Here is a 23,485-nt window from a genome sequence, read left to right on the forward strand (position 1 = left end):
AAACAGGCCAACCATGATCGTGGCAAATACGGTTAAGGGAAAGGGCGTTAGCTATATGGAAAATAATCCTAAATACCATGGGGCACCACCCAAAAATGAAGAGGAATATATTAGGGCATTAAATGATATAGAGGCAATGTAATATGCAGAAAACAGAAATATTGGAAAGTTTAAGGGAAGCATACGGCGAGGAGCTCGCCGCACTGGGCGAGAAAAATCGTGATATAGTGGTTCTTGATGCAGACCTCTCAAGTTCAACAAAAACAGATATATTCGGAAAAAAATTTCCGGAAAGATTTTACAACATGGGCATAGCAGAACAGTCCATGGTAACAGCTGCTGCAGGTTTATCACTAGCGGGCAAAACAGTTTTTGCATCCACATTTGCTGTTTTTCTGAGCAATACCTATAATGTAATAAGGCAGTCTGTATGTTATAACGAGGTTCCTGTTAATTTTGTGGTCACACATGCCGGCATATCACTTGGTGAGGATGGCCCAACACACCAGATTCTTGAGGATGTTGGTATAATGTCAGGCCTTCCAAATATGAAGGTTATTGTCCCTGTTGATTCCATAGAAACCAGGAGGGTTATTGATTATCTTGCAGTCAAAAAGAAGAACCCCTACTATGTTAGATTAACAAGGGAAAAATTTCCAGTATTAAACGAAGAATCCTATGAATTCAAGGAGGGAAAATCAGTTACATTTAGGGATGGAAATGATATAACAATTATGGCCTATGGCATAATGGTATCATTTGCATTAAAGGCTGCCGAGGCTTTAAAATCAAAGAATATCGATGCCAGGGTTATAAATATGTCATCCATAAAACCAATAGACAGGGATGCAATAATTAAGGCGGCAAGGGATACAGGAAAAATAGTTACGGCGGAGGAGCACTCAATATATAACGGCCTTGGTTCAAGGGTCTCTGAAATTGTTTCAGAGGAATATCCGGTTCCGGTTAAAAGAATAGGCATGCCAGATATTTTTGGTAAGAGCGGAAAGGGTATGGAACTGTTTGATTACTTTCATATAGGAATAAGCGATATCGAAAAAATAACAGAAAATTTTTACAGGGAGGAATTTAAATGAAGATCTTTATAGATACTGCGGATATAAATGAGATTAGGGAGGCAAATGATTACGGTCTGATAGATGGTGTAACAACAAATCCCACACTGATATCAAAGGCCCAGAAGGATGGCAAAAAATTTATTGACATTGCATCTGAAATACTTAAAACAGTGAATGGGCCTGTCAGCCTTGAGGTTGTTGGCACAAAATCTGAGGATATGGTTGAACAGGCAGTTAAATTGCATAACCTAGGGTCCAATGCTGTCATAAAAATACCAATGACACTTGAGGGTTTAAAGGCAATGAAGATTCTCAGGCAAAAAAATATACCGGTAAATACAACCCTGATTTTTAATACAGTTCAGGCCCTTCTTGCAGCCAGGAACGGCGCAGCCTATGTCTCGCCATTTGTTGGGCGCCTTGATGATATTGCTGAGGACGGTATGTCAATTATAAACCAGATTAAAACAGTATTTTCCAATTATGGGTTTAAAACGGAAATTCTTGTTGCATCTGTTAGAAATCCAGTTCATGTACTCCGTGCAGCATTAATAGGCGCTGATGCAATAACAATACCGTTTGATGTAATTAAGAAACTGGCAATGCATCCAAAGACTGATGAGGGTCTATCCAGATTTCTTGATGACTGGAAGAAAGTAGCACCTGATGGGTCTCTACCGTTATAATCATTAATAAATTTTAATTTAATATTAAAGTTGCATTTTTATATTATAATTATCTGAAATGGTTTAGCAATAAAATAAATATATATCAAAGCACTTAAGGGAATTTAAGTGATTGCACGGATAATAAATGGTTTCTTGGTTACATATTTTCAAATATAGGCGCAGGCCTCACAATGCCGTTAATACCGCTTTTTATTGTTGTTTACCTGCACAGCAATGTGGTTTTTGTCGGGCTTGTGACATCAATATCATCCATGGCATCTGTACCGGCACTTATAATGTGGGGAGATCTGTCTGATAAATTTAAAAAAAGGAAAATTTTTATTTTAATTGGATTTTTTGGCTCATTCCTATCATTGTTAATTGTCTTTATGGTTAAAAGCATACCAGAATATGTTTTAATGCTTGTTATATTTCAGCTAATAGCAATGGCATCTGTGCCGGTTTCAACACTATTAATTCTGGAAAACTCAGAGAAATCATTGTGGTCAAAAATAATGGCAAGGTTTAACAGTTACAGCGCGGTGGGTACTGTAATAGGCCTTGGCATAGGCGTATTTGTATTATTTTATGATACAGGTTTTGGCACATCCATTATAAAGTATCTTTATGTTATTGCAGCCTTTGCATATCTAATTTCAGGTATTGTATCATTATTTTTCCTAAAGGAGGGAAAGACAAATTTAAAGAGGGAAAGGCTCTGGTATTTATATACGGTAAGGGTTATAGAAAGAATCAGATATTTTCCAACACATATACTGCACATACCTGAAAGGTCTGCTGGTTATAAGGTTCCAAGATTTTTGAAAAATTACCTAATAACCGCGCTTATTTTTATGATTGGTTTCCAGATGTTTTTTATACCCTACCCTGTATTCATGATCCGTGAATTCAATGCAACCAATGCAGATGTTTACATAATGTATCTCCTAAACAGCCTTATGTCAGCAAGCACATATATACCTGCAAGCAGGTATATTAATTATGTTGGATCAAATAAAATGCTTTCATATTCAGTATTAATACGTATTTTTATTTTTATTTTAATGGGAATTGTATCATTCTTTGTAATTAACAGTATATTATATCTGGCTCTGTTTATTCTGGTTTATGGAATTATGGGCGGCATCTGGAGTTTTATTGGTTTAAGTGAGGTAACCAGTATATCAAACATGTCGGATCCGGTTATTCGTGGAAGGGTTATAGGCCTGTACAATTCATTTAATGGCATTGGACAGATTATCGGATCTGGAATTTCTGGCTTTATCGCATTTGATATAGGATATCCGGCGGATTTTTTCATTGCCGCCATCATTGTTACCTCAGGACTATTAATAATTAAAAAAACAAAACCCCCTGATACTGAAATAATATCAAGAAAGAAAACATTACAGGTTTAATTCTGTATTCTTTTTATAATTAAATGAAACAGATTTTTAAACCCATCGCGCCATGTTTTAAGCTTTGGCTTTGTTATTCTTTGGCCATATAATATTGGCACCTCTATTAATTTTCCATGCTTTAAAGCCTCAATTTTGATATCCTCTGAAAATGCCATGTAATCACTTAAATTATTCATTTTATTATAAAATGACTTATAAAATATCCACATGCCACTCTGTGAATCGTTTAAATGAAATTTGAAAAGAACAGCAAGGGTAAAGTTAAGTACCAAATTACCTATGAAATGCAGTGACGTATAGCTATGCTGCGTTCTAAGCGTCATCCTATCACAGGAAATAAAATTAACCTTATCCAGGATTAAAATGTCTATTAATGGCTTTATAATGTCTGTTGGATATGTATTATCACCGTCAAGGCATACTATAATATCACCCGAGGCCGCCTTAATGCCTGTTTTATATGCCCGCCCATAACCCTTTCTATGTTCCTCTATCACCCTCGCCCCTTTAGATGCAGCTATTTCCCTTGTTTTATCGGTTGAATTGGTATCCACAACTATTATTTCTATGCCATCAATACATTTCAGGCCATCAATAACATTGCCAATTGATTTTTCCTCGTTGATTGTGGGAATAACTGCAGATACCTTCATTAAATCTAAAGGTATTAGTATTATAATTATTTTTATGTATACATTATATTTATAAAAGTATCAATCAAATGGCTAAAGTTTTTTATTTAATAAATTTTTATATGTTTTCCACTCCTTCCTTACTATACCATCAATATCCATGTGATTTTCGATTGCGTTTTTTAGAAAATTTATGGTTCTTGGATCTGAAGGATATCCAGATCCAAAGTTACCGTATATTTTATGGAGTTTTTCTATTTCTGAGTCCCTAATAACCTTGGCTATTATGGAAGCACCTGATACAACAGGGTATATTGAATCCGCCTTATGCCTGCATGTAATATTTTTCCCGGTTCTTCTTTTAAGCTCATCTTCAAGCCTTATCTCATTTACATCGAAGGCATCAACATAAATATTCTCACATTTAACAGAGTCAATTAAATAAATGGCATATTTTAATTCAAGGATATTCAACTGATTTTTTTTAACGTAATTATCTATTTCATATGGCTGTATAATCACATAATTATTTTCCATATTTTTTAAATCTTTGAATAATTTATTTCTTTGAAATGGTGAAAGCTGTTTTGAATCCCTGACACCAAGACTTTTAATCGATTCATCAGAACATAAAATGGCCATAACCATTGGACCTATAACAGGACCACGGCCTGCCTCGTCTATACCACAATCCATTTATTATAATGTCAACATGCCTAAAAAAATTATTTATAACCATTTATTATGGGATTGCATGGAAAAATTTGAATTTTTTTTGGATAATAATGTATTCATAACCAATAATTTTGACATTAATTCTTTGCATGACTTTGTTGAAATGGCCAATGAAAAGGATCTTGGGTTTAATTTAATGAGCCACAGCTTTCCATATCCTTATACAGAGGAGGATGCATTATTTTTTATAGACCAGGAAAGGGAAATGGGTGGTGAGATATTTTCGCTAGATCTTTATATATATTTTAATGGGCGGATAGCCGGTGTTATTGGCCTAAAGGATATTGATTATTTAAATAACAGGGCTCATATTGGGTACTGGATCGGCAAAAAATATAGAAACCGGGGAATTGCAACCTCCGCAGTCGGCCTTGTTTCAAATGTGGCCAAAACATATTTTGGCATGCACACCCTTTACACAAAAGTTTTGGTTAATAATATACCATCAATTAATGTTCTTCTTAAAAATCGCTTTGAAATTTCTGGAATTGAAAAGGATGCATTTTTCTTTAAAAACATCTATTATTCGGCATATATTTTTAATAAAATACTATATTGAAATATTTTAATAATTATTATTATATATTTGTTAATTTTAAAAATGTCTGACATGAAAACGTTTATTAACCATATAAATATAAGATTCACTATATGACAAAATATGTGTTGATCTCGGATAGTACACTTGCATATGAATACCGAAATTTCCCATTGTTAGATTTTTTGCCATGTGCACCCGGAAATAAAATACCGGGGAAAATTTACAGATTTTTAAAGGGTCCAGCACCAGAAGCGCTGCCCAATGGGGAGCTTAAATATGCCCCATATGCACTTAGAAAAATAGAGGCCGCCCTTCTAAGGGACAACCCAAGAAAGGACGTAGCAGTGGCCCATGAGGATTACCTTGCCAATTTTATTACTGATGATACGGAAATAATAGGAATTACAACAATGGATCCTCTTGGAATAGGGCCAACAACAATGTCATACACAGCTCTGTTTGGTGGTGGACTGGATTCATGGGTAAGGAGGGAATGGGACGCCCTTCTTGAAAAGGTAAATAAGGTCAGACAGGGGAAGAAGGCAAAGCTTGTTGTTGGCGGTCCCGGTGTCTGGGAATTCACAATATTAAGGGATGAGATAGAAAAATACCATTTTGACTACATAGTTCAGGGAGAAATGGATGATACCGTATCAGAGCTTTTCAGACAGATATCCGAGGGCAATATAGATAAAAAAATGTTCTTCCAGGGCTATATGACCTACGATGATAAATTCAGAAAGGTTCTAAAGAATGATGATCTATTTATAGCACGTGGCTTTGCGGAAAGGGCATATCCGTCACTTGAGGACATACCTGATATAGTCAGGCCTTCAATGAAGGGAATGGTAGAAATAATGAGGGGCTGTGGTGTTGGTTGCGATTTCTGTGAGGTTACATTAAGGCCATTAAGGTATTATCCACTGGATAAAATAAAAAGAGAGATTGAGGTTAACGTTAAGGGTGGATTTACCAATGCCTGGCTTCATACCGATGAGATATTCGAATACAAGCATGAGAAAATGTTCACACCAAATGAGGATGCACTTCTTGATATGTTTAAAATGATAATGAATATAAAGGGCATTGAAACAACAAACCCAACGCATGGAAGAATATCGATACCTGCAGCATACCCTGATTTAATAAGAAAAATAAGCGAGGTTATAAGGGCAGGCCCTGACAACTGGATAGGCATACAGACCGGTGTTGAAACAGGCAGTGATGCACTTGCATTAAAGCATATGCCCAATAAGACCATGCCATTGAGAATCGGCCCGGATGGATCCTTCTCAGAAATTGTTTGGGAGGGTGTTTACAACGAAACAAAGTATTACTGGAGGTCAGCATTCACAATACAGGTTGGTCAGGAACAGGAAACCGATGAGGATAACTGGGATTCCATAGCAATGATTAACAGGCTGAGCAATTCATATGTCGATGGCAGGCCATTTGAGTTTACAGTTACACCGCTGGTTAATGTACCCCTGGGAAGGATTAAATCCAGAGACTTAAGCACAATGTTGAACCCTGTACAGCTTGGTGTATACTACGCATCATACAGGCATCTTGCAAAAATGGCAATCAGGGATGGATTCAGGAATACACACGGGAACCCAATAGCCAGGGTTGGAACAGGCACAATAATTTCAGCCGGTGGGGAACTGATGCTAAAGGTTGTTGAAAAGATTGCCAGAAAGAATGGCGTGGACATTGAAAAGGTAAAGAGATATGGAATTGAAAACATCTCAGAGATCACGTCATTAAGCAATATGAGCAGGGCATAATAAATTTTTTATAAAATATATATAATACTTTTTAATTAATTTGTCATGGTTAATTATAATTTTTTAAAAAGACTTCTTGTTGTTGGAGAAAAAAGCCTTCTTTCAAGGTTATCAAGGTTCCCTGAAATAGGTATTGAAAGCACACAGAATTTAATTTTAATGCTGAAAAATGCACCAGTTGATATTGATAAGTACAATAATTTTATAAGGGACAAGGAAAAGGAAGGGGATGAAATGAATATTAACTTCAGGCATGAGGTTACAAGCGGGGCAATAAGCTCAAGCCTGATGGATAACATGCTTGCCTTAATAGAAAAATGTGATGACATCCTTGATAAGATGTACTACTCAAGCAGGGAAATAAACAGATTCAACAAAAACTATGAACTTAACAAGGATGAAAGAAATATTGTGGATTTTTCATATAACAAATTCATATCAATATTAAACAATAATGAGGAGGCACTGGGGTATGTCAGGAGTATATTAAATGAGACGGACCTGTCAAGGATGCGTGAGGATAGGAAAAACATTGAAAAGATAGAGGAGAATGTGGACGAAATAAAGGATTCAATAATCGATTACATATATAAAAATTCAAATAAAATTTCATATCTGGTCTTTGAACATTTAAATACGCTTGCACATAAACTGGATGACCTTTTGGACGACTGTGAGGATATATCAGATCTTGTATTTACCATAATGTTATCGGTGACATCTTGATTTTTTTAATAATTTCATTAATACTCACATTTTTGCTAACCCTTCTTGTTTCAGGTAATAATCTCTCAGCGGCTGTTGGCACATTAATAGGGTCAAGAATCGTCTCAAGGTTTTATGGAACACTGATTGGTTCTTTGGGATTTTTTGCTGGTCTGGCGCTTGAGGGCAGATTTCTTAAAGGTGCGGCAATTTCATTGATTCCGCATTCATACTTTTATATTTCATATGCATTTCTGGTATCGTTCATAATATTTTTCCTTGCAACCATCGGTAGGGCACCGTTATCATTGACAATGGCACTTGCAGGAACAGCAATAGGCATAGATCTAAGAATTGATTACTCAGTAAATTACAATTTTGTAATGTTAATGATTATGTTCTGGATACTTGCACCGGTATTATCAATAATAGTTTCATATATTACCGAGAAATCTATTTTTGACAGGGATTATAAGAATGTTTGGCGCGTGGCGGCCACACTCAAGATTTTAATAATAATCTCCTCATTTTTAACAGCATTTACACTTGGTGCAAATACATTAGGCTTCATAGCAAACGTTGAGGGTTTCAATCTTATTACAGTAATTATAATGGCGGTGGCCATATTTTTGGGCAGCTTTTTTTTAAGCCGTGGTGTTATAAAAAGGGTTGGTGAGGAAATGTATCTTATGCGATATTCAAATGCCCTTGTTTCCCTTGTTGTATCCTCTGCACTGGTTGAAATAGCAACCATTTTTTCAATTCCATTATCAAACACACAGACGCTGACATCAAGCGTTTTTGGGGTTGGAATCTCATACAAATTTAAGGGTATTTACATGAAGCCATTCTTCATAATTATAATGACATGGGTTGTCTCACCGCTTCTTGGTCTCCTTCTTGGATATCTGGTATGATCCATCTAATTTTTAGTCCCCTCATGCCAGGGTAATAAGCATTCAGGATTATTGACAATGCTTATAATTGCACACAGGTTTATTTTATATTCAGCCACAGAAATTTTCATGGGCATAAATTCCATAAAACGTGCACAGGCACATTTATAAAAAATCATATGCTTAATATTAAGCGATTTATTTATTTGACCTCCTGTTGTTGTCCCGATCTATAACCTTTATTTTCTTTTCTCATTGATAATATTAAGAATAAAATCGCAAATAAACTCGAAATTAATACAAAATAGAATGACTTATCGCGGTATAATATAAACATTGCAGCAAATAATGTACTGCCAATAAAACCTGAAATTGCCTTACCTGTATAAAAAACCCCGTTATTGGCCGTTGAAAATCTTGATCCAAATATATCGCCAACAAGTGAAAAATACATTGATATCATTGAGCCCCCAAAGAAACCAATGAGTATTATGGATATTGCATATATTTTTAAAATCAAAAATATAGATCCGGCGGTTAAAAATATATCTATAATAAAAACCGACTTAATTCTGCCAATATAATCAGAAATATAACCAAGTATGGGCCTGCTTATGCCACTTAGCAGTGGAAATAGGGAAACCAGAAGTGTAAACTCATATAAAGGAAGATTTTTTCCAATATACCCAAAGGATGCGGATATTACTAAAAGGGGTACACCACCAAGTATAAATGATACATACAAAATCCAGAATTTTTTATTCCTCAAATTTTTGGATGTTTTCTCACCGCTTAATTCTTTAGATTCCGGATACTTTGCAATTGACATTAACAATGGAAGTATTACAATCTCAGCAATTCCTATAATTAGCATTGGGGTTCTGAAGGTTACTGCCTTTGCTATAAATATATTTGCTACTGCTGCTCCCATGCCAAAACCAAGAGAAACAAATCCCACAGCAAAACCGCGCTTCCCCTTAAACCATTTAACTGCAAGGTTTGTTGAGATGCCATATAAAATACCCTCACCTATGCTTCCAAGAGACCATAATAAATAAAATAAAAAGATATTATTTATAAGTGAGGTTCCAATAAATCCCACTGCAGAAAGTATTGCAGATATTATTCCAATATTTCTGGGGCCATTTTTATCGGCAAAGTATCCGCCAATGCCCTGAAACCCGGTGGAGAATATGGCAAAGAGTGTAAACGCCACCTGAATATAAACAATACTGACATTAAATCCAGTTTTAAGAAGTGGCTCAAAAACATTCCATGAATACTGGTATAATGAGTTAAACGACATGACTATAATTCCAATCGCTAAAAATCCCCTTCTCACTGTAATGTTATTTTATTATAAAATAAAAGTTTTTTTAAATTATCAAATTTAAAAAATAATAATATTAAAAATGAGAACATTCTCATTTTTTGAAAACCAACCATTAGATATTATACAATAAAAACAGAGCATATTTAATTATACATAGAATAGTCATAATCATGCAGAGGACGTGCATACAGTAAAATACTCAATGCACATGCAAATCATTATATTGATCCGATGCATTTTATCATATATGGATTATACATTTTACCTTCAAAGAGAGATCAAGAAAATTGATAGCATAAAAATAAACAAAGAATCAAAGGAGAAAATAAAGGAATTCATAGATGACTTAACATTTTCAGGAATATCTGACGGCAGGAAATATGCCTATATAATAAGGTTAAGGAAAATAGCCTTAATGCTTAATGACAGGTTTTTAAACCCTGATAAAAAGGATATTAAAATGGTAATATCGAATATAATGAATTCCAGGGTTAAACGGGGTGGATCTGATGAGCATAGGCCATCAGATAATTCAATAGAATCATACTATGTAACATTAAAAAAGTTCTATAAATGGCTTCTTGGAAATAATAAAATATATCCAGAATGCGTTGAATGGATTAAATTTAATTCCCATCCATCACATGAAATAAAGCCCGAATCATTAATTACCAAAGATGAGGAAATAAAATTAATAAATGGTTGCAGGAATTCAAGGGACAGGGCGTTAATATCATTGTTGTATGATTCTGGATGCAGGATCTCTGAATTGCTTACAATGAAGATAAAGGATTTAAGATTCGATGATTATGGTGCAATTATATCTGTTACAGGAAAAACAGGATTTAGGGAGGTCAGGATTATAGGAAATTCAATATATTATCTAAAAGAGTACCTGAATGACCATCCATTAAAGGATCCTGATTCCTGGCTTTTCATAATGAAAAACAATGAGAGGATGGGCTATGATGAGGTCAGGTCCATGATATTGAAGGCAAAGAGGAGATCTGGAATAAAAAGAAGGATATACCCGCATCTATTCAGGCATACCAGGGCAACAATTCTGGCATCAAAGGTTGCAGAGGCACCATTGGAATCACAGATGGGATGGGTACATGGATCAAGGCAGACCAGGACATATATACATTTATCAATGAGGGATCAGGACAATGCAATATTAAAGGCCTATGGCATTAAAATAGATGAGAATAAAATAATAGAGCCAATGCCGAAGAAATGCCCGAGGTGCAATGCATTAAATCCAGAGGATGCCAAATACTGCCATAACTGCTGGCTTCCATTAGATGAGAAACTGGCCTTAGAATATGAGAGCAAGGAAAAAGAAATAGAGGATAAAATAGAGAAATCTAATATAATACCAGGAATGGCAAAGAAGATGATAGAGAATGCACCCGAATCATTTAAGTCTAAATTAATTGAGAATGTCTTGGAGGAAATATTAAAGGATCCAGAATTGTTAAACAAATTCAGGAATGAAATGAATAAGAGTTGATATCAATTCCTATCCTTACTTGGATTCTTTTCAATTTCCTTTCGCTTTGACTCAGGTATTTTTTTGTAAAATTCATTAAGTTTTTTAGGCCATGTAATAAGGTCTTCGACAATCATATTGAAGATATTGAATAAATACAGCACATCATCCTTATTTTCTAAAATTTTAATTTCACCAGTATGCATTATATCGTTGCCATTTACTCTAAGTATTGAAAGTGCCTTTGTAAGTTGTTCAGGAATGCCTGATTCTACTAATTTCTTGATATTGTCATCTAACGGTAAGTTATTGTTCTTAATATTCCGAAGTAATAATTCAAGGGCTAACCTCATTAACGCCCCAGATGCTCTTGGTGAATCGTTAAGAACCTTCCCTGCTTCTATATAGATATTTTTTACTTCTAATGGTGTGCCCTCAGGTGGCGGGGGGACTGGCAAATTTCTTGGCAATAAGATGTTTTCATTAAGCCAAATAACTTCCTTATGGCAATGTGAGCATACAGACACACTCATTCCAGCAAGTTCCCCCTTGATACCTACAACGTCAACAATATCACCCATATATTGACGGGCAAGATTTCCATAGCCGACACCAGAAAACCATTCCTGATGGGCATAAACTCCACAATGTGGGCAATTGAAAGCATTTTCGTTAAACTTTGGAGGAATGTAATCTACCATGTTTATTATATTATGTATTTGCTAATAAGGTTAACTGCAACTTCATGTAACCTAAAATTGAAGAAATTGGCCTATGCTCTATTTCAGATGGTTTATAACCAATAAAGCATATTTTAAGTACCAGCCCACATGAAATGACGCCTAGAAACGATCTGAATATATGGCATTATTTGTGAAATTTAGATAGGTTATAAGGGGGTTTTAAACATTGAAATATGTTACAGGTATGATTTCTGTTACCCATGTTAACAACTGCCCTTGTAAGTTATCGTCCTAGCGTTCATCTCATTAAGTATAGAAAGTAACTTCCCGCTTAAGAGTTAAAAAAAATTCCATGATAGGTAAGAGGGATTACCTCCCCATCCCCATCTTTGGATGGCCTTACAGCCAATTATCTCACAATAAAAGTCTGACATATTTTTATATTAATATTATGTTGGTTATGAATAGTTTAAACTTAAACACATCTAAAGAGATATATAACGAATGATTTATATAAATATATAAAGGGGGCAATGTAAAATGCCTAGAAGAATATATACAAGTGAGAAGAAATATAATATTATAATGGAATCATTCCAGAATCCAAATATTACCATAGCAGAAATATGCAGGAACCATGGAATAGCAGGAGCACTATTTTATAAATGGAAGTAACAGTTTTTAGAAGGAAGCAAAAAGGGACTGGAAGGAAAAGACCCTGATAAGTCCTTAATTAAAGAGAATGAAAAATTAAAGTCAATAATAGGTGAAATGACCATAGCAAATGAGATTTTAAAAAAAAATTATATGAGAAGGAAAAGGTGAGTTCAGTGTATGAAATGTATAATAATGGGATTGAAGTAAAAAATGCATGCTATTATTCAGGAATTAACAGAATAACATACTATTATAGGAGGAGGCATGAAAACATTGAAGATAGAAGATCTTCAACAAGGATTGATAATAGTATTATTAATAAAATAATAGAACTATGCAAAGAAAGAATAACATATGGCTATAATAGAATATGGGCATTATTGAGGAACTCCGGCATAAATATAGCAAGGAAAACAGTGTATAAAATAATGAAGAACAATAATCTAACTTTACCATTGCATAACCATAAGAATAGAAGGGAATTAAAATTATTAATAGCAGATAAGCCAGAGATGTTAATAGAAACAGATATTACTTATATACCTACAAATAATGGAATTACCTATTTAATGTGCATTAAGGATGCATTCTCCAAGGAATGGTATGGCTATAATTATAATGCATCATGCACGGCCAGGGATGCAATAAATGCCATAGATGATGCTATTATAAGGAAGTTCAATGGCATAGTACCTGAGAATATTACTCTAAGGACAGACAATGGTCCCCAATATATTTCTAAAGAATTCAATAATTATTTGAAAACAATGAATATAAAGCATGAATACATAGAAAGGGAAACACCTGAGGAGAATGGAGATATTGAATCATTCCATAATTCAATTAAAACTGATTATATATGGATCAATGAAATAAATAATTTCAATGATGGTAAAATAATAATAGAAAAGGCATTCTATGATTATAATAATATAAGGCTACATTCTACCCTTGATTACTATTCACCTTTGCAGTTTTTAGGTAAATGGAATAATGATAGTAGTTTCAGGGAATATTACAGAGGATTTTTAAAGAATCTTAAGGATGGCTACAGAAGAAGAAATAGTAATTATTATAAGAGGTCTATGATAAATGTCTCATGAAATGGAAAGATTTTTGTTTAACAATCACTATCCAACATCATACAGACCTATTATTATCTATTATAGCACTGTGGAATTTATTATCTCTATTCCTTGGCACTGATAAATCCTTGATCTCACCATACCTTGTTTTTAGGTTCCTCTTATAATAACCATTCTTTATTCCAGGATTCTCCTCTAAATATTGATCTTGTTCTATTTTCATAAGGGTTTCTATTTTTTCCTTTATTGTCTGTTCTATTAATTTCTCTATATCCGATATATTTTATATTGTCATATCCCTACTTTATACCTCCTTGGTTCAGAAGAGGTATTTCTCCCTGTTATTTAATGATCATTTCATTATTAACAGGGAGATTTATATTTACACAAATATGGTACACAACCAAAAGATTAGCTGATTACAGAACAATAATACATAAAAACATCTATAAGGACCTAGATTATTCAATATCGCAATATAAAAAGGTATATAATACAGATAAATCCGATAAATATGATTTATATGAATTTACATGGGAATGCCCAGGAAAATTAAAAATAAAGAATTATCCAAAGAATGCCTTCTTTTCAATGTATAGACTGTATGTTATGATGAAAGGAAAACGTGATTGAAATGCATATAAGGAAGAATACTACAATATAGAAAGATTTATAGGAATGAAAATAAATGTTTATTATTCTGTGGGGAGATCCGATTTTCTTCAGCGAGGAAACATTAGAAGAACAGGACACCGACGGCATGCTTCTCAAATCAGGGAATAAACTCGTATATATTCCATGGGCATCTGTTGTTTGCTTTGAAAGCGAGCAATGATCTTTTAGATAATAAATTGGATATAATAAACTATAATATTTATTTTAGTAGCCTTTATCTTTTGCCATATGTTCTGCCATAGAATTCATCATGATTTCCAATGTTTATAAATATAACAATGCAATATTTTTCCCCTATTTTATAGAGTATTACGATTTTTTGCCTATTAACTTTTACCGCCCTGTAATTTGCGATTAGCCCTGTTTTAGTTGCACCAATATATGGATTTTTCTTTACTGCACATATTTTCTTTTTAATCTGATCCTTGATATTTTTATCCCTAACCTTTTTTATGTAATCTTCTATCGCAGATACATCAATAGAATAATTATCGCATATTTAAATCATGAAAATAGAGAATCAATATCGGAATCGTCTTTTATTATATGTTTTCCATATATGCCTTTTTTTATATTCTCTTTATCTATCTTTTCGGCATTTTTCCAGAAAACACCGGAATTAACTTCACTGTAAAACCATGCATAGCTATCAAGGTCTATAGGGTTGTTAAAATCTTCTGCATAGATATAAGGCTCTGTCTTATCTGCCAGTTTTTCCAGTTCACTTCCATTTTTATCTATATATGGTTTTATGAGGTCATGTATCATATTTGCAATTTTATTATCTATTTTAAAATCTTCATTTACAAGCTCTGATTCTTTTGCAGGATTGTTATTAATCTGTTCTTTTATAACAATGTCTTCTTCTAAGTCTTCAATATTTTTTATATCCTCGGAATAAGGCCCAAAATAATAACGCTTAAATGTTAGATCAGATAATCTTCTTCCATATTTTTTAATGTATTCATATTCAGCAAAATAAGAAAGCTTTTGTAATTTTTTTGTGGGAGAGGACCATATTTAATTAACAGATATTTAACAAGATCTACACCATTTATTTTTACTTTCTCCATATATGGCAATTATAATAACTATATATACACTTTTCTATAAAGCCCTATTAAATATTTATATGTGATTATAATATAATCATTAAATTATATAATGTTATTTTTATATTATAAAATCAGCATCATGAGTATATAAATAAAGATATGAAAACACTAACTATGTATGTCATTGCATTGAACTTTTATAATCATGCAAGGGACGGGATTTGAACCCGCGAACCCCTTCGGGACAGGATCTTAAGTCCTGCACCTTTGGCCAAGCTTAGTTACCCTTGCACCACTTAATTATTTTTACCTTAATAAGTTTTATCAGGTAATGCCATGTATTTTATATTAATTTTGATTTCCATATATATGGTGGATGATAGAGAGGTTATAGGATTTACACTGGATGAGGAGCCAAAATGGGTTAAGGTTACTCTGGAGGACGGAACAGTTATGCAGATAAAAATGGAGATAATGGCAATAGAAAGAAACGGAAATGACCCAAATACAGGCATCCCTGTATACATAATTCAGGCAACAAATATAATGAGAATGCTTAAGGTTCCAAAGGAGCTTATTAAGACAACCAATGATAGGCATAACAGTTCTGGATTATACAGTTAAGTTTTTTATTCGTTTACATATATTTAAATTAAACCAAACAATAATGGTTTATGGATGAAAAAGATTATGAAATTTTAAAGTTATTAAGGGAAAATTCTAGAATGAGCAATATGGAAATTGCAAGGGAGTTAAAGGTTTCTGAAGGTACAATACGGAAGCGTATAGCAAATCTTTATAAATCAGGAATTATAAAAAAATTTACAATAGAAACCCCATCGTCGGTTGAGGCCATGATTCTTGTGAGGGTTGACCCAAAAAAGGCACCATATGTATTAGAAAAGTTGAAAAATATTTACCATGAAATATATGAGCTTTCAGGAAGCATTGACGTGTCAATAAAATTATCCAAAAATACCCTTGATGAGATAAATTCAGAGGTGGATAACATAAGATCAATTGACGGTGTTATAAGCACAGATACCATGATCCGGCTAAAATAGAAATCAGCGATATTATTAAATAGCGTTAATAAATAAGGGATAAAGGGGATTTTACATGGCAGAAGAAAATACAATCTTTGTGGGAAAAAAGCCAACAATGAACTATGTCCTTGCTATAGTGACACAATTTAACAACAATGATGTAAAACGCATTGTTATTAAGGCAAGGGGAAAATCAATCAGCAAGGCAGTCGATATAGCAGAGATAACAAGGCATAAATTTGTACAGGACATAAAATACGAAAGGATAACATTAGATACCGAGACACTTGAGGGTGAGAGGGGCCCATCAAACGTTTCATCAATTGAAATTGTTTTATCCAGATAAATTAATTATTTTTATAAATCACAAAAACTTAAATTGTTATTTTTAATACATTTGTAAAATTGCGGTGTTTAAATGAAAACTTTTTATGAATGGCAGTCTGGTTTGTCCAAAAAAATTAATGAGATAAATAACAGGTTATTGAAAACCATAGAAACAGATCAGGATTATCTGTACACAATGGCAAAATATACCATTGACGCCGGTGGAAAACGATTCAGGCCACTTTTAACTATTCTGTCCTATGAAATTTCAACAGATAAACCGTATGAAAATATACTTGACCTTGCAGCAGGATATGAATTAATCCATACTGCCAGTTTAATACACGATGACATTATAGATAATTCCCCATACAGAAGGGGTAGAAAAACATTGAGCTATAAGGAAGGCATAAATAATGCCATTGTTGTTGGCGATTATCTATTTGCAAAGGCATATGAACTCGGATCAAGATATGGAAAGGACGTATCAAAAATAATGGCCGATGCATCATCAAGGCTTGCCGAGGGTCAGATCCTGGAGGCCATGAATATTGGAAACCTAAACATGGATATAAATACATATGAATTAATAATAAAAAATAAAACTGCAGATTTTTTTGCAGCCTGTGCTGAAGGTGCCACACTGGCTGCCGGTGCGGATAAAAATATATCAGAAAATTTAAAGGAATTTTCATTTAATATGGGCATGGCATTCCAGATTACAGATGATATACTGGACATAGTGGGAAACGAAAAGGATATGGGAAAACCCACAATGGTTGATTTAAACCATGATGTTATCACCCTTCCGATAATTCACGCATTAAGAAATGCCAGTCAGGAAAAGAGAAAAATAATAAAGGATATACTTACAGGAGAATACCGTGATAAGGACTTTAAAAATGTATTTAAAAACATTTTATATGAATTGGGGTCCCTTGAATATTCTTTTAATATTGCCAAGGATTATATAACAAAATCCGTTAGCAATTTAAATAAAATAAAGAGGTCAGGAGATGTTGATCTTCTTATGGACCTTGCATTGATAGTAATAGATAGAATAAATGAATCAGGTGTTGTATAATGTCTAGAGTTTTATTATATACAGGAAAGGGTGGAGTTGGTAAGACAAGTGTGGCAGCGTCAACTGGATTAATGCTTTCGAAAAAGTATAAAACTGTGGTAATGTCAACAGATCCTGCCCACAGCCTTAGCGATTCTCTTGAGGCAAAAATAGGATCAGAGGCAACAAAAATTTATGATAATTTCTATGCACAGGAGATAAATATTAACGATGCAATAAAAAGTCACTGGAACGATCTACGTGAATATCTAACAGCATTATTCCAGTACCAGGGTCTTGATCCAATTTCTGCCGAGGAAATAGCAATACTTCCTGGATTTGAGGAGGCAGCATACCTGCTTTACATTAACGATTATATAAACAATAATGACTTTGATGTAATTGTTGTCGATAGCGCACCGACAGGTGAGGCATTAAGGCTTTTATCATTCCCGGAGGTTATGAGATGGTACATGGAAAAGGTATTTCCAATAAGCAGAACCGCCGCAAAGATTGCAAGGCCGTTCATGAAACCATTCTCAAATCTTCCAATGCCAAACGACAAGGTCTTTGAAAGCGCAGAGGCACTTTATGATCAGCTTGGCCATATTCATGATATATTGCAGAATCCTGAAATAACATCCATAAGGCTTGTTACAAATGCCGATCAAATGTCATATAATGAAACAAAAAGGGCATTTACATATCTTTTGCTTTATGGATATCCAGTTGATGCCGTTATTGCAAACAAAATATATACTGATGATACAGGCGATTTTTTCAGGGAATGGAGGGAATCGCAGCATAAAATTGTTGATGAGCTCCCGGATGCCTTCCCTGATGTTAAGATATTAAAGGGATACCTTCAAAACGATGAACCACTTGGCAGGGATAAATTAATAAAATTTGGTGAGACCATATACGGTGAAAATGACCCTTATGATATTTTTTATAAAGGAAAACCAATAGAATTTACAAAGCATGGAAATGATGTTATAGTTAAAATTAAACTGCCATATGCAACAAAGGAAAATCTTGATTTATTTAACAAAGGTGGCGAGCTTGTTGTTGAGGTGGGCAACTGGAAGAGGATAATGTATCTCCCACAGACAATGGCAAACATGGAACCTGCAGCCGCTGAACTGAAAAATGGTTATCTATATATAACACTAAAGTAATTACTATTTATGGATAAAAAAACAGTAATACAGATAAATATTGAGGTGCCCAAAATAGTTGGGGATGTAATATCTGAGGCTGAAAAATATACAAGAGGCGTGTTTGAACTTATAAGATTCGGCCAGAGAATTATATTTAAAAATCAATCCACAGCAAATGAGCCTAAAAAGGAGCTCAAAAAAATATCAATAAAATAAAATTATTTCATATGTTTCTTTAATTCTGCCTCAAAGTCAATTTTGGCCTTTGATGGGTCCTTTGCTATCATGGCAACCCTGCTTTCGTATCTATCTGCATATGGTGTGTAACCCAGCCTTCTGGCAAGTTCATTTGAGAATTCAAGCACCATTTCATGGCTTGGCATGTTTTCATATGCCAGTCTGTCCATGGACTGGCCAACATGTACATAACCCTTTGATTCTATGAAATCTGGTGAGGCTATTCTATCCAGTTTTTCATACTCATCATAGTACGGCATATTTACATCCTTAACGAGTGTATGCCTTATTACCTTCCTTGTATCCAGTGATGGCAGGATCTCCAGTGTTCTGTTAAAGTTTTCCCACGCGTTTCCTATTGCTGGATGAAGAACATCATTAAATATCTTTTTTGTGGGACCTGCAACCGTTACATATAGTTGAGTTGGTAACGGGTCAAGTTTTTCGAGTACCATTGGCAGGGTTCCATTTGTTACCAGAAATGTTGATATACCACGTTTTGTTGCGGCCTCTATTAATTCTCCAAGCCTTGTGTAAAGTGTGGGTTCTCCAGTGAGGGAGATTGCCATATGTTTCGGATGCTGTGCCTCCTCAAAAAGCTCTTTCTTTACCTTGGGATTCCCCTTAAATCCCGATATTAATTTCAAATGTGCCTTTATGCTTTCCTCAAGAATAAATTCTGGATCATCCTCCTGAGAAATATGCATGCTGTCAAATCCCTGAAATCTCCAGCAGAAATCACAGTTCTCTGAGCATGCATTTAATGCGGGTGTCATCTGTATACACTGATGTGAATTAATTCCATAAAATGTATTTTTATAACATGCAGCATGGCCTGTTAACTGGCTCTTGGTCCAGTGACATACCTTTACGGCTGAATGATTTCCGACAAGGCCATAATGCTGTTTTTTATATATTGGTTTATATGTATTTATCATTAAGATATAAATTTAAAAACTATATATAAACCCTTTTAAAATGTTATTCAGCCGATATTAATGATGTTACATATTAAATTCATAATTTTTAGAATTCACAAAGTTTTTTTTAATTCCCAGCAATTGATTATTTATAAAAACCAATCAAAAAGCATTTAAATTGTGTATGAAGTTAAAATATTTATAAAAAAAATAATTCATATATTTTAGTATTCTCCACCTGGCATTCCGCCGCCCATGCCACCCTGTGGTCCACCTGGTGATGGGTTGTTCTTTGAGGATTTGGTGGCTATAACATCATCTATTCTAAGTATCATTACTGCAGCCTCCGTAGCAGCTGCAACTGCCTGTTTGCCAACCCTTATGGGCTCTATTACACCAAGTTTTTCCATGTCTTCAACTGTTCCCTTGAAGACATTTAATCCATAGGTTTTCTTTCCATTGGCATGTGCACTTCTTATCTGTATTAGTATGTCTATTGGGTCCAATCCTGCATTTTCTGCCAGTGCCCGGGGTATGTCCTCAAGTGCATCAGCGAATTTTTCTATTGCCAGTTGCTGCCTGCCACCAACCTTGGATGCATATGATCTAAGATTGAATGCCATTTCCTCTGCTGCTGATCCGCCTCCGGTGACATATGCACCATCCTCAACGGCTGCGGCGACCACGTGCAGTGAGTCTGTAAGTGATCTCTCTATCTCATCTGCAACATGCTCTGTTCCGGCCCTTATTAATAGGCTTATGGCCTTTGGGTTCTTGCAGCCTGTCACAAATGTCATGTAGTCATCGCCGACCTTTCTTTCCTCCACACTGTCTGCATGTCCCAGATCATTTTCTGTTATTTCTTCAAGTGATGATATTATTGTTGCACCTGTTGCCTTGGCAAGCTTATCAACATCACTCTTCTTAACCCTTCTCACTGCATATATGCCGTCCTTTGCAAGGTAGTGCTGTGCCATGTCATCTATTCCCTTCTGGGTTATTACAACATTGGCACCTGTTGCCTTTATTTTTTCTACCATATCCTTGAGAAGGTCCTCCTCCTGTGAAAGGAATTTCTGGATCATTCTTGGATCACTTATCTGAAGGTTTGTATCAAACTCTGGCTTTTTAATTTCTAATGCCACATCAAGGAGGGCAATCTTTGCATCCTTAACGAGTTTTGGCATATTCGGATGGACCTTCTCCTTATCAAGAATTATACCATCTATTAACTGTGTTTCCTGTATTTCCCCACCCTGCTTTTTAACTATCTGGAGGTTATCAAAGTCAACATAATACTTGCCATCTCTCTCCTCAGCTATGCTTTTAATTGCATCATAGGATATGCCGCCAAGGAGATCCTCCTCAACTGATGCGCTCTTGCTGTTAAGTGATGTTTTTGCCATCTGAACCAGCAGATCCCTGTCAGATATTTTTACAGGTTTTGAAATCTGATCTAAAATTTTAGAAGCCTGCTCTGCAGCCATTTTGAATCCGTTTGTAATAACTGTTGGATGGACATTCTGGTTAATCAGCGACTGTGCCTGATCAAGAAGGGCACCGGCCAGTACAACAGCAGTTGTTGTCCCATCACCAACATAGCTGTCCTGTGTTTTTGAAACCTCAACCATCATCTTGGCTGCAGGATGTTCAACATCCATTTCCTTTAATATTGTTACACCATCATTGGTTATTACTATATCACCAAGGGAATCCACAAGCATTTTATCCATACCCCTTGGGCCCAATGTTGATCTTATTGATGTTGCTATAGCCTTTGCAGCATCTATATTTTCCTGCATGGCATCCTTGCCACTCTCTCTTTTTGTACCTTCTCTTAATACAAATATTGGCTGACCACCGATCATAATTATCAAATAAGTAAAAATAAACTTCTATATAACCATTTCTATATAGTAAATTAATCCCACATCTTATATCTATATAATAAACATTAAAATAAAAAGATGAAAAAGTTTTATTTATTTTTTATCAATACTGAACAGGTGCATAGATTTTTTAATAATAAAAATACCCCTATAATTGTATATATAATATTATTAATGTCGCTAACATTTTCAGTGCGCGCAAGCAATAATTTGATACTTACAACAATACCATTAATATCAAAATATTATCTTAATTTTAATAGCGTTTTAATCGGCATCCTTTCCGCTTCAGCCATGGGGAGCACAGGCATAATGAGTGCATTAATAAATTCAAGGCTGGATTCTAAGAAGAGAAGGAAATTATTTATTTCCTCAGTTTTTATTTATTCAGTTTTTGAGCCATTATTCTATTTCTCCAACCCTTATAATATCTGGCTACTCGTTATATTTTCAGGCTTCTTTTTTGGCTCCATCATGCCCAATATAATAAGCTCCGCGGGTACAATAAAAGATAAAAAAACAAGGGAAAGGGCATTAACATTATATACATTATCACTTAGTGCAAGCCTGGTTATAGGGCCAATAATTGAATCATATATATTATTATACTTTAACCTGTATCAGCTATTCTTATTTTTTATACCTTTTGATATAATTGCAGTAATCCTATCATTTAAAATAAGATTTCCAGATGAAAATAACAGAAAAACAAAAAGGACACTAAATATTTTTAAGAATAATGGTTTTAAATTATCTGTTTTTAATAATATTTCTTATGATACGCCATTTGCGTTAATTTTAACATTTGGCGGCATCTTTGCCAGAACAGAGTTTAATGCACCATATTCATTTGTTGAGATATTATTGGCCGGATTTTTTGGCCTATCATTCTTATCAAGGTTTTATCTATCATACAGGCCAGTAAGAAGGCTGTATATAACCACAACATTCTCAATACTGTTGACAATTACAGGATTAATAATGGTGTACCTATCCAGAAATTTAATCACCTATTTTATAATTATTTGCATGCTTGGAATACCGCATGGTTTAACATTTCCAACATCATTAACCGCATTATCAAGGTCATTTAATGAGAATGAAATTTCTGTTGCAAATACATATTTTTATGCCATAATGATGTTTCTTGCAGTAGCAGTGCCCTCCATATCTGGTTTAATGGTATATTCAATTGGGTTGAGATATACATTTCTTTTATTTTCTGTACCAGTCATTATACTCTTTATTTTAATATTATATGAGTATAGAAAAGTACCGGGAATAAACGAATAATATTTCAGCAATGTATTTTGATATAATATAAAATATTGCAAATTTTTTTAATTTTTGTTATTTTAAATTCATATTATTTAATTTTATTTTAATATATTTGAAAATT

General features: G+C 34.2%; 26 protein-coding genes, 1 tRNA gene and 2 pseudogenes. 19 read left to right on the forward strand and 10 right to left on the reverse strand.

Annotated features, from left to right (window positions below; all coding sequences use genetic code 11):
• The 4 genes and pseudogenes from QXW15_RS03470 to QXW15_RS03485 form a co-directional block, all read left to right on the forward strand.
• A pseudogene (locus tag QXW15_RS03470) lies at positions 1-142 on the forward strand (transketolase); the annotation flags it as partial.
• Position 143: 1 nt separating this feature from the next.
• The gene (locus tag QXW15_RS03475) at positions 144-1,097 is read left to right on the forward strand and encodes a transketolase family protein (protein ID WP_054963954.1); all 954 of its coding nucleotides are present in this window, start codon (positions 144-146) and stop codon (positions 1,095-1,097) included.
• Complete coding sequence (gene fsa / locus QXW15_RS03480; protein ID WP_048100825.1) at positions 1,094-1,765, forward strand: fructose-6-phosphate aldolase; 672 nt, start codon at positions 1,094-1,096, stop codon at positions 1,763-1,765. The genes QXW15_RS03475 and fsa overlap by 4 nt, the downstream gene beginning before the upstream one ends.
• Before the next feature lie 143 nt (positions 1,766-1,908).
• Positions 1,909-3,165 carry an MFS transporter gene (locus QXW15_RS03485; RefSeq protein WP_255350861.1) on the forward strand — a complete coding sequence of 419 codons (1,257 nt, stop codon included), beginning with the start codon at positions 1,909-1,911 and terminating at the stop codon, positions 3,163-3,165.
• Here the strand turns inward: QXW15_RS03485 and QXW15_RS03490 are convergent.
• Entirely contained in the window at positions 3,162-3,821 is a 660-nt protein-coding gene (locus QXW15_RS03490) for a glycosyltransferase family 2 protein (protein ID WP_054963797.1), read from the reverse strand. The genes QXW15_RS03485 and QXW15_RS03490 overlap by 4 nt on opposite strands.
• 72 nt (positions 3,822-3,893) lie before the next feature.
• A complete protein-coding gene (gene rnhB / locus QXW15_RS03495; RefSeq protein ID WP_054963796.1) occupies positions 3,894-4,496 on the reverse strand; it encodes a ribonuclease HII in 603 nt (200 codons plus the stop codon).
• A 58-nt stretch (positions 4,497-4,554) separates the two neighbouring features.
• Here rnhB and QXW15_RS03500 point away from each other — a divergent pair, with 58 nt between their 5' ends.
• From QXW15_RS03500 to QXW15_RS03515, 4 genes are all read left to right on the forward strand, one after another.
• The gene (locus tag QXW15_RS03500; RefSeq protein WP_055032617.1) at positions 4,555-5,094 is read left to right on the forward strand and encodes a GNAT family N-acetyltransferase; all 540 of its coding nucleotides are present in this window, start codon (positions 4,555-4,557) and stop codon (positions 5,092-5,094) included.
• A gap of 104 nt (positions 5,095-5,198) precedes the next feature.
• Positions 5,199-6,863 (forward strand): radical SAM protein, encoded by a 1,665-nt coding sequence (locus QXW15_RS03505; protein WP_231563383.1) that lies wholly within the window; start codon positions 5,199-5,201, stop codon positions 6,861-6,863.
• 45 nt (positions 6,864-6,908) lie between these two features.
• Positions 6,909-7,589: a DUF47 family protein gene (locus QXW15_RS03510; RefSeq protein ID WP_342789964.1), complete on the forward strand. Its 681-nt coding sequence runs from the start codon at positions 6,909-6,911 to the stop codon at positions 7,587-7,589.
• Complete coding sequence (locus tag QXW15_RS03515) at positions 7,586-8,485, forward strand: inorganic phosphate transporter (protein WP_342789966.1); 900 nt, start codon at positions 7,586-7,588, stop codon at positions 8,483-8,485. Before QXW15_RS03510 ends, QXW15_RS03515 begins: the two co-directional genes overlap by 4 nt.
• Positions 8,486-8,666: 181 nt before the next feature.
• Here the strand turns inward: QXW15_RS03515 and QXW15_RS03520 are convergent, their stop codons facing one another.
• Positions 8,667-9,770 carry an OFA family MFS transporter gene (locus QXW15_RS03520; protein WP_055041135.1) on the reverse strand — a complete coding sequence of 368 codons (1,104 nt, stop codon included), beginning with the start codon at positions 9,768-9,770 and terminating at the stop codon, positions 8,667-8,669.
• 274 nt (positions 9,771-10,044) lie between these two features.
• Between QXW15_RS03520 and QXW15_RS03525 the strand changes: the two genes are divergently transcribed.
• Positions 10,045-11,310 (forward strand): site-specific integrase, encoded by a 1,266-nt coding sequence (locus tag QXW15_RS03525; RefSeq protein ID WP_342789968.1) that lies wholly within the window; start codon positions 10,045-10,047, stop codon positions 11,308-11,310.
• 2 nt (positions 11,311-11,312) lie between these two features.
• Here QXW15_RS03525 and QXW15_RS03530 read toward each other — a convergent pair whose 3' ends face one another.
• The gene (locus QXW15_RS03530) at positions 11,313-11,990 is read right to left on the reverse strand and encodes a DUF4145 domain-containing protein (protein ID WP_048100834.1); all 678 of its coding nucleotides are present in this window, start codon (positions 11,988-11,990) and stop codon (positions 11,313-11,315) included.
• Positions 11,991-12,512: 522 nt separating this feature from the next.
• Between QXW15_RS03530 and QXW15_RS03535 the strand changes: the two genes are divergently transcribed.
• Together QXW15_RS03535 and QXW15_RS03540 are read left to right on the forward strand one after the other, a co-directional pair.
• A complete protein-coding gene (locus tag QXW15_RS03535) occupies positions 12,513-12,647 on the forward strand; it encodes a transposase (protein ID WP_082180411.1) in 135 nt (44 codons plus the stop codon).
• Positions 12,648-12,793: 146 nt separating this feature from the next.
• Positions 12,794-13,732 (forward strand): IS3 family transposase, encoded by a 939-nt coding sequence (locus tag QXW15_RS03540; RefSeq protein ID WP_269082537.1) that lies wholly within the window; start codon positions 12,794-12,796, stop codon positions 13,730-13,732.
• A 40-nt stretch (positions 13,733-13,772) separates the two neighbouring features.
• Here QXW15_RS03540 and QXW15_RS03545 read toward each other — a convergent pair.
• Positions 13,773-13,994, reverse strand: a pseudogene (locus tag QXW15_RS03545) (transposase); the annotation flags it as partial.
• Positions 13,995-14,062: 68 nt separating this feature from the next.
• Between QXW15_RS03545 and QXW15_RS03550 the strand changes: the two are divergent.
• Entirely contained in the window at positions 14,063-14,347 is a 285-nt protein-coding gene (locus QXW15_RS03550; protein WP_048100836.1) for a hypothetical protein, read from the forward strand.
• Between the two features lie 256 nt (positions 14,348-14,603).
• Here QXW15_RS03550 and QXW15_RS07790 read toward each other — a convergent pair whose 3' ends face one another.
• The 3 genes from QXW15_RS07790 to QXW15_RS03560 all read right to left on the reverse strand — a co-directional run bounded on the left by QXW15_RS07790 (position 14,604) and on the right by QXW15_RS03560 (position 15,735).
• Positions 14,604-14,888 carry a type II toxin-antitoxin system RelE/ParE family toxin gene (locus tag QXW15_RS07790; RefSeq protein ID WP_084779435.1) on the reverse strand — a complete coding sequence of 95 codons (285 nt, stop codon included), beginning with the start codon at positions 14,886-14,888 and terminating at the stop codon, positions 14,604-14,606.
• Positions 14,889-14,893: 5 nt separating this feature from the next.
• Complete coding sequence (locus QXW15_RS03555; protein ID WP_082180412.1) at positions 14,894-15,409, reverse strand: type II toxin-antitoxin system antitoxin SocA domain-containing protein; 516 nt, start codon at positions 15,407-15,409, stop codon at positions 14,894-14,896.
• 241 nt (positions 15,410-15,650) lie between these two features.
• A tRNA-Leu gene (locus QXW15_RS03560) sits at positions 15,651-15,735 on the reverse strand.
• A 78-nt stretch (positions 15,736-15,813) separates the two neighbouring features.
• Between QXW15_RS03560 and QXW15_RS03565 the strand changes: the two genes are divergently transcribed.
• The 6 genes from QXW15_RS03565 to QXW15_RS03590 all read left to right on the forward strand — a co-directional run bounded on the left by QXW15_RS03565 (position 15,814) and on the right by QXW15_RS03590 (position 19,256).
• Positions 15,814-16,068, forward strand: a complete 255-nt coding sequence (locus QXW15_RS03565) for a hypothetical protein (protein WP_048100838.1) — start codon at positions 15,814-15,816, stop codon at positions 16,066-16,068.
• A 50-nt stretch (positions 16,069-16,118) separates the two neighbouring features.
• Positions 16,119-16,508, forward strand: a complete 390-nt coding sequence (locus tag QXW15_RS03570) for an Lrp/AsnC family transcriptional regulator (protein ID WP_048100839.1) — start codon at positions 16,119-16,121, stop codon at positions 16,506-16,508.
• A gap of 55 nt (positions 16,509-16,563) precedes the next feature.
• Positions 16,564-16,836, forward strand: a complete 273-nt coding sequence (gene albA, locus QXW15_RS03575; protein WP_048100840.1) for a DNA-binding protein Alba — start codon at positions 16,564-16,566, stop codon at positions 16,834-16,836.
• A 72-nt stretch (positions 16,837-16,908) separates the two neighbouring features.
• The gene (locus QXW15_RS03580; protein WP_048100841.1) at positions 16,909-17,901 is read left to right on the forward strand and encodes a polyprenyl synthetase family protein; all 993 of its coding nucleotides are present in this window, start codon (positions 16,909-16,911) and stop codon (positions 17,899-17,901) included.
• Positions 17,901-19,058 carry an ArsA family ATPase gene (locus QXW15_RS03585; protein WP_048100842.1) on the forward strand — a complete coding sequence of 386 codons (1,158 nt, stop codon included), beginning with the start codon at positions 17,901-17,903 and terminating at the stop codon, positions 19,056-19,058. The genes QXW15_RS03580 and QXW15_RS03585 overlap by 1 nt, the downstream gene beginning before the upstream one ends.
• 9 nt (positions 19,059-19,067) lie before the next feature.
• Positions 19,068-19,256, forward strand: coding sequence for a hypothetical protein (locus tag QXW15_RS03590; protein ID WP_048100843.1), 189 nt, complete (start codon positions 19,068-19,070; stop codon positions 19,254-19,256).
• A gap of 2 nt (positions 19,257-19,258) precedes the next feature.
• Here QXW15_RS03590 and twy1 read toward each other — a convergent pair whose 3' ends face one another.
• Positions 19,259-20,215 carry a 4-demethylwyosine synthase TYW1 gene (gene twy1 / locus QXW15_RS03595; RefSeq protein WP_048100844.1) on the reverse strand — a complete coding sequence of 319 codons (957 nt, stop codon included), beginning with the start codon at positions 20,213-20,215 and terminating at the stop codon, positions 19,259-19,261.
• Positions 20,216-20,421: 206 nt separating this feature from the next.
• Entirely contained in the window at positions 20,422-22,065 is a 1,644-nt protein-coding gene (thsB, locus tag QXW15_RS03600; RefSeq protein WP_048100845.1) for a thermosome subunit beta, read from the reverse strand.
• Positions 22,066-22,260: 195 nt separating this feature from the next.
• On the opposite strand from thsB, the gene QXW15_RS03605 reads away from it, so the two are divergent.
• Positions 22,261-23,379: an MFS transporter gene (locus QXW15_RS03605; RefSeq protein WP_048101319.1), complete on the forward strand. Its 1,119-nt coding sequence runs from the start codon at positions 22,261-22,263 to the stop codon at positions 23,377-23,379.
• Positions 23,380-23,485: the final 106 nt, after the last annotated feature.

It is taken from the genome of Acidiplasma sp. (assembly GCF_038728925.1).
GTDB classification, from domain to species: domain Archaea; phylum Thermoplasmatota; class Thermoplasmata; order Thermoplasmatales; family Thermoplasmataceae; genus Acidiplasma; species Acidiplasma aeolicum.